Below are 6,292 nucleotides of genomic sequence, written 5' to 3'. Positions count from 1 at the left end.
ACCTGTTCGAGGGGCAGCTCCCCGCCAGCACCGAGGCAGGGTTCGCCCTCGTCGAGGAGACGGGGCAGGAGGAACTCGGACGACGCGCGGACGCCGCGGTGGAGGCGATGGGCCCGGTGCCCGGTGGCATCGTGTGGGCGGGCATCTCCTGGGGCGCGGCGCTGGCGCAGGAACGCGCCCAGACCCGACCGGACAGTCGGGGCGCCCTGCTGTACGAGTCATTCGTCTCCCTCACCGCCCCCTGGGCCTTCGGGCCGTGGCCGCAGGACGTCCCCGCCCAGGTGCACGGCATGTCCGAGGACCCCTTCTTCGCCCACGAGGGCGACCTCGAGGCGGCCCGCGAGGCTGCCGGGTCGGTGGGGGACCACCTGGTCGAGGTCTTCGAGTACCCGGGCGACCGGCACCTGTTCACCGACTCCTCCCTGCCCTCGCACGACTCCGCCGCCACCGAGCAGGTGCTGGCCCGCTCGCTCGGGTTCCTCGACGCACTGCGGTGAGCACCGGACCCGCGGGTGCGTCATCCTCCTCGGGCACGTCGCGGCCCATTGCCAATAGTGTGTCCGACACAGTATTGTTGTGGACATGGAGGAGGACTTCAGCGCACACCTGCAGGAGCTGCGACGGGGCACCGTCGTCCTCGCGTGCCTGGAACTGTTGCGTGTGCCCGGCTACGGCTACGGCCTCCTCCAGGAACTGGATGCACGCGGCTTCAGCACTGACGCCAACACCCTCTACCCCCTGCTCCGCCGCCTCCAGAAGCAGGGGTACCTGACGAGCGAGTGGGACACCGGTGAGGCCCGACCGCGGAAGTTCTACAGGACGTCCCCCGAGGGGCTGCGCCTGGCCGAGGCCCTGGACCGGGAGTGGCGCGGGCTCACCGCCTCCATCGACCGTCTCGTGGGGGACACGGGAAGGGTCACCGCACCCGATGACACCCCGGGGACACCCACCCCCTGAACGCCCGACCACCGACTTCCGCACCGATGCACGAGGAGCACTGACATGGGAGCCAGCACGGACACCACACTCACCGATCGCTACCTCCACGCCGTCACCCGCAGCCTTCCCGCCACCGCGCAGGACGACGTGCGCGAGGAACTCCGTGCCTCCATCGCCGAGGCGACGGCGGCACGCACCGAGCAGGGCGAGGACGAGGACGGGGCGGAGCGCGCGGTGCTCAATGAGCTCGGCGACCCGGCCGTCCTCGCGGCACGGTTCGCCGAGCGACCCCTCCAGCTGATCGGTCCCCGCCACTACCTCGCGTGGTGGCGACTGCTCAAGCTGCTGCTCGCCATCGTCCCCGCCTGCGTGTTCGGCGCGGTCGCCCTGGGGCAGTCCCTCGCGGGCGCCCCGATCGGACAGATCATCGGACAGTCCGTGGCCGCGGGTCTGACCGTCGCCCTGCACGTGTGCTTCTGGGTGACGCTCGTCTTCGCGGCCATGGAACGCACCGGCGCCGAGACGGGCACCACGTGGGACGTCGACCGGCTCCCTGAGCCGAAGGAGGTGGGCAGCGGGCGCTCGGACATGGTCGCCTCCCTGGTGCTCCTCTCCCTCGCCGCGGCTGCCATCGCCTGGGACGGCACCCTGGGCCTCGTGCGCGTGGGCGGCGAGTCCCTGCCCTTCCTCAGTCCCGCGTTGTGGCCGTGGGCTGTGGGGGCACTGCTGGTGCTGATCGGCCTGGAGGCGGCGCTCGCCGTCGTCGTCCACGCCCGGGGGCACTGGACCGCGGGCCTCGCCGTCGTCAACACCGCGCTCTCCGTCCTCTTCACCAGCTGGACGCTGACGCTGCTGGGGCGCGGAATCCTCGTGAACCCCGCCCTCGTGGACCACCTGTCCGACATCGGAGGGGTGGACCACGAGACGTGGCGCATCCTCGGCGTCCTCCTCGGGTTCGGCGTCGTCGGGATCTCACTCTGGGACGCGGTCGATGCCTGGCTGAAGGCCCGCCGAGCCGCGCGCTGAACGCCCGCTCCCCGTCGGGTGCCCGCCGCACGTGCGCGTGACCCCGGGCGTCACGCCGTGGGGTGGGCGGGCGTTCCCTCCCGTGTCCGCGGACATCAACGAGGGCGGCGCGCCCTCGCAGGTCGGGCGCTCGGGCCATAGGCTCACAGCATGGCCACCCGCGAGGAGGACGTCGACCACATCCGTGACCAGCTGGCCCCGTTGCCGGTGGCGGTCCGGCGGATGTTCGGCGGCCATGCGCTGTACCTGGACGGGCGGGTCCTGGGTTTCGTCACCGATGGTGTGCTGTGCCTGAAGATCACCTCCTTCAACGACCCACGTCTGACCGAGGACCTCAAGGGCGAGGCGTACACGGGGTCCAGGCAGTACTGGCGGATCACGGGGGACATGTGGGAGGACCGGGAGTGGCTCCAGCACGTCGTGGGGGAGACGGCTGCGCGGGTGCCGACCCGCGCCGAGGGCAAGCGGGTCGTCAGGGGTCGCTCCCAGCGGCGCCGGTGAGGCGCGTGCGCGGCGGCGGGTCGGCCCGCCGGTTCCCGTCCTCGTCTGGCGTGCCGGACCCTGTCCGTGGAATGCCCCGACCCACGTCGACGTTGTACCGGTCATGCGAGCGCTGACGTACTCCCACTACGGGGAGCCCCATGTCCTGTCCCTCTCCGACGATGTACCCGTCCCGAAGGTGGGACCCGGGTGCGTCCTGGTCAAGGTCCACCGGGCGGCGGTGAACCCCGTGGACTGGAAGCTCATGGCGGGTGGCCTGGACAGGCTGCTCGACGTCGTCTTTCCCGTGGTCCCCGGCTGGGACGTCTCCGGTGAGGTCGCGGCACTGGGACCCGACGTGCCCGAGTTCGAGGTGGGGGACCGGGTGGCCTCCTACGCGCGCAAGGACGTCGTGCACGGTGGCACCTTCGCCGAGTACGTCGCGGTCCCCGCGACATCGGTCGCGCACGTGCCCGACGGTGTCGGCTTCGACGAGGCCGCGGCCCTGCCACTGACGGGCCTGACAGCACTGCGCTGCGTGGAGACGCTCGGCATCACCGCACAGGACACGGTCCTCATCCACGCAGCGTCCGGCGGGGTCGGGTACATCGCCTCCCAGCTGGCCGTGGCAACGGGGGCGACCGTCATCGGCACCGCCTCGCCGCGCCACCACGACAAGCTCCGGGCGATCGGGGTGACCCCGGTGGCCCACGGCGAGGGCCTGACCGAGAGGATCCGGGAGGTCGCCCCGGATGGCGTCTCAGCAGTGGTCGACCTGGTCGGTGGCGTGCTGGGGACGACGCTGGCCGTACTGGTCGGGGGCGGCCGACACGTGTCCATCGCGGATCCCGGTGTGGAGGAGCACGGAGGGCACTGGATCTGGGTGCGACCCGACGGGCCACGCCTGGCCCACCTGCTGGACCTCGCCGCACGGGGATCCCTGAGGGTCGACGTCGACCGGACCTTCCCCCTGGAGGACGGCGCGGAGGCACTGGAGTCCAGTCGCTCCGGCGCCGCACAGGGCAAGGTCGTCGTCACTGTGGCGGACTGAGGTCGAGGTGTGCGACGGCCCGCTGCTCACCCGGTGAGCAGGGCCAGCACCTTGCGGTCGGTGGGCCGGCCCCGGATGACCCTGCCCTTCTCGAAGAGCTCGATGACCAGGGGATCGATGTAGGAGTCGCGTGCCACGGCGGGAGTGTTGTGCAGGTACTCCGCCGTCGCCCTCACCGCGGCGACCACAGCCGCAGGTGACGTCTCACCCGCAGAGGCGGCTTCGGCGAGGGCACCGGCAGCCACCACGGTTCCCTGCCAGGTGCGGAAGTCCTTGGCGGTGAAGTGGCCACCGGACAGCTCCCCGAGGTAGGCGTTGATGTCGGAAGCGGAGATCCCGTGCCACAGGCGCCTGCGTCCCTGCTGTTCCGGCCAGCACACCGCCGGCGCTGAACCGGGGGTCCTGGGTCGGTCGGTGAAGAAGGCCGCGAGATCGGTGTCGGTGGAGCGCACGTCCCACTCGCTCCCGGACTTCCCGCGGAACACCAGGTGGACGGTGTCGCCCCTGACCGCCACATGGCGACGACGCAGGGTGCTGGCCCCGAAGGACCCGTTCTCCTCCGCATACTGCTCGCCGCCCACCCGCAGGGCCATCGAGTCGATCATCCGCACAGCGGCCGCCAGTGCGCGGCGCCGCTCGTCGTGCCCCCGCAGGTCCCTGGTCACCCGACGTCGCACGGAGGGCAGCAGGTCGGCGAAGGCCACTGCACGCAGGAACTTCTCGCGGTCGCGCTGCTCACGCCACGCCGGATGGTAGAGGTACTGCGTGCGGCCGGCCTCGTCGACCCCGGTCGCCTGGACGTGGGCGTCGGCGTCGGCCGCGATCCACACCTCCTGCCAGGCGGGTGGGATGACGAGCGCGCGGACCCGTTCCAGCTGCTCGGCGTTCGTGACGCGTCGACCATTGGCTCCCCAGTAGGTGAACCCCCTCCCGGCCCGCCGCCGGGTGAACCCGCCGGAACCGACGTCCACGCGGTGGACCTTCATGCGATGACTCCCATCCGACCAGTGAAACAGTGCGGCGACCACGCCGCGCGCGCAGGGGCGGGTGCTCGCGCACCCAGCGCGCGCACCCAAGGGCCCTCCACTAGCGTGGACAGGAGCCCGGCCCCGTGACCGACACAGTCCGTGACCGACACAGTCCGCGACCGACACACCCCGCCAGCACCCCCATCCCAGGAAGGCGGCCCATGATCCGCTTCGAGCACGCCGGAAAGACCTACCCGGACGGCACCGTCGCCGTCGGGGAGTTCACCCACACGATCCCCTCCCACGCCTGCGTGGTCCTGGTGGGGACCAGTGGGTCCGGCAAGACGACGCTCCTGCGCATGGTCAACCGCATGGTGGACCCCACCCGGGGGCGCATCCTCATCGACGAGGACGACGTCGCCGACCTCGACCCCGTCGACCTGCGTCGCCGCATCGGGTACGTCATCCAGTCCGGCGGCCTCCTCCCACACCGCAGCGTCCTGGACAACGTCGCCACCGTGCCCCTGCTCCAGGGGGGCCCGAGGCGCACCGCCCACGAGCGCGCGCGGGAGCTGCTCGACCTCGTCGGCCTGGACCCCGCACTGGGGGAGCGCTACCCCTGGCAGCTCTCGGGCGGGCAGCAGCAGAGGGTCGGAGTGGCGCGGGCACTGGCGGCCGATCCGAACATCCTCCTCATGGACGAGCCCTTCGGGGCGGTCGACCCCATCGTGCGCCGTGAACTCCAGGACGAACTCGCCCGCCTCCAACGTGACCTCGGCAAGACCATCCTCTTCGTCACTCACGACATCGACGAGGCCTTCCGCCTGGGCGACGAGGTGGTCGTGCTGCGCCCCGGCGGGGACGTCGCCCAGGCGGGCACGCCCGCCGAGATCCTCGCCCACCCGGCCGATGCCTTCGTGGAGGCCTTCATCGGCGCGGGGTCCTCCTCGCGCACACTCCACGTCGAGGACCACGCCGGCACCCGCGTCGTCGTGGACCGCTCGGGCCGGGTCTCGGGGGTGCTGGCCCCGTGAGCTGGCTCCTGGACAACTCCCGCATGGTCGTCTCCCTGTTGGGCTCCCACGTGGTCCAGGCCGGTGTGGCGGTGCTCGCCGCCTTCGTGATCGCCGTGCCCCTGGCGCACCTGGCAGCGCGACGCGGCTGGCTGCGCGGCGTGGTCGAGACCGGCTCCGGCCTCATGTACGCCATCCCCTCCCTGCCCCTGCTCGTCGTGCTCCCGCTGGTCCTGGGCACCGGGCTGCGCAGCGTCGTCAACGTCGTGGTGGCCCTGACCATCTACGGACTCGCCCTCATGGTGCCCCAGGCCTGCGCCGCGTTCCGCAGCGTGGACCGCGAGGTGCTCGACTCCGCGACGGCGGTGGGATACGGCCCCCGGGCCCTCTTCGCCCGTGTCGAGCTCCCCCTGGCCGGCCCCGCCCTGCTGGGTGGGCTGAGGATCGTCTCCATGAGCACGATCGCCCTGGTCACGATCGGCGGGGTGCTCGGCGTGCCGAGCCTGGGCATGCTCTTCGTCGACGGGTTCCAGCGCGGCATCCTCGCCGAGATCCTCTCCGGGCTGGTCCTCACGGTCCTCCTGGCGCTGGCGGCGGACGCCGCCCTGGTGGGACTGGGACGACTCCTCATGCCCTGGACCCGGGCGCAGCGTCGGACGGGTCAGCGCAGTCGGCCCACCGCGTCCCGGGAGTCCCCGGAGGAGCCGTCGGTGAATCGGGAGGTCCGGGTGTGAACCAGCTCCTCCTCGCCTGGCAGTGGCTCCTCGACCCGGTCCACCTCACCGGACCGGCCGGCATCCTCACGCGCACCACCC

General features: G+C 71.9%; 8 protein-coding genes. 7 read left to right on the top strand and 1 reads right to left on the bottom strand.

Annotated features, from left to right (window positions below; all coding sequences use genetic code 11):
* The 5 genes from TA90_RS11665 to TA90_RS11645 all read left to right on the top strand — a co-directional run.
* A partial coding sequence (locus tag TA90_RS11665; protein ID WP_043536681.1) for a dienelactone hydrolase family protein occupies positions 1-497 on the top strand: 497 nt, incomplete at its 5' end.
* Between the two features lie 85 nt (positions 498-582).
* A complete protein-coding gene (locus tag TA90_RS11660) occupies positions 583-957 on the top strand; it encodes a PadR family transcriptional regulator (RefSeq protein WP_052450826.1) in 375 nt (124 codons plus the stop codon).
* A gap of 45 nt (positions 958-1,002) precedes the next feature.
* Positions 1,003-1,965 (top strand): HAAS signaling domain-containing protein, encoded by a 963-nt coding sequence (locus TA90_RS11655; RefSeq protein ID WP_043536679.1) that lies wholly within the window; start codon positions 1,003-1,005, stop codon positions 1,963-1,965.
* 150 nt (positions 1,966-2,115) lie between these two features.
* Positions 2,116-2,466 (top strand): TfoX/Sxy family protein, encoded by a 351-nt coding sequence (locus TA90_RS11650; RefSeq protein WP_052450825.1) that lies wholly within the window; start codon positions 2,116-2,118, stop codon positions 2,464-2,466.
* 103 nt (positions 2,467-2,569) lie between these two features.
* The gene (locus TA90_RS11645; RefSeq protein WP_043536677.1) at positions 2,570-3,496 is read left to right on the top strand and encodes an NADP-dependent oxidoreductase; all 927 of its coding nucleotides are present in this window, start codon (positions 2,570-2,572) and stop codon (positions 3,494-3,496) included.
* A 26-nt stretch (positions 3,497-3,522) separates the two neighbouring features.
* Here TA90_RS11645 and TA90_RS11640 read toward each other — a convergent pair whose 3' ends face one another.
* On the bottom strand, positions 3,523-4,482 hold the full coding sequence (locus TA90_RS11640; RefSeq protein ID WP_043536676.1) for a DNA topoisomerase IB: 960 nt from the start codon (positions 4,480-4,482) through the stop codon (positions 3,523-3,525).
* A 203-nt stretch (positions 4,483-4,685) separates the two neighbouring features.
* On the opposite strand from TA90_RS11640, the gene TA90_RS11635 reads away from it, so the two are divergent.
* Both TA90_RS11635 and TA90_RS11630 read left to right on the top strand, forming a co-directional pair.
* Positions 4,686-5,498: an ABC transporter ATP-binding protein gene (locus tag TA90_RS11635; RefSeq protein WP_043536675.1), complete on the top strand. Its 813-nt coding sequence runs from the start codon at positions 4,686-4,688 to the stop codon at positions 5,496-5,498.
* Positions 5,495-6,211: an ABC transporter permease gene (locus tag TA90_RS11630; protein WP_043536673.1), complete on the top strand. Its 717-nt coding sequence runs from the start codon at positions 5,495-5,497 to the stop codon at positions 6,209-6,211. The genes TA90_RS11635 and TA90_RS11630 overlap by 4 nt, the downstream gene beginning before the upstream one ends.
* The last annotated feature ends 81 nt before the right edge of the window (positions 6,212-6,292 follow it).

Origin of the sequence: Actinomyces polynesiensis (assembly GCF_000820725.1) — a bacterium.
Lineage (GTDB): Bacteria > Actinomycetota > Actinomycetes > Actinomycetales > Actinomycetaceae > Pauljensenia > Pauljensenia polynesiensis.
Note: the sequence above shows the minus strand (reverse complement) of the source record. Positions and strands in the feature narration are given on the sequence as shown.

Excerpts from the sequence above, each read along its gene's own strand:
- TA90_RS11660 (WP_052450826.1), top strand. The coding sequence starts at position 583 with ATGGAGGAGGACTTCAGCGCACACCTGCAGGAGCTGCGACGGGGCACC.
- TA90_RS11655 (WP_043536679.1), top strand. The coding sequence starts at position 1,003 with ATGGGAGCCAGCACGGACACCACACTCACCGATCGCTACCTCCACGCC.
- TA90_RS11650 (WP_052450825.1), top strand. The coding sequence starts at position 2,116 with ATGGCCACCCGCGAGGAGGACGTCGACCACATCCGTGACCAGCTGGCC.
- TA90_RS11645 (WP_043536677.1), top strand. The coding sequence starts at position 2,570 with ATGCGAGCGCTGACGTACTCCCACTACGGGGAGCCCCATGTCCTGTCC.
- TA90_RS11640 (WP_043536676.1), bottom strand. The coding sequence starts at position 4,482 with ATGAAGGTCCACCGCGTGGACGTCGGTTCCGGCGGGTTCACCCGGCGG.
- TA90_RS11635 (WP_043536675.1), top strand. The coding sequence starts at position 4,686 with ATGATCCGCTTCGAGCACGCCGGAAAGACCTACCCGGACGGCACCGTC.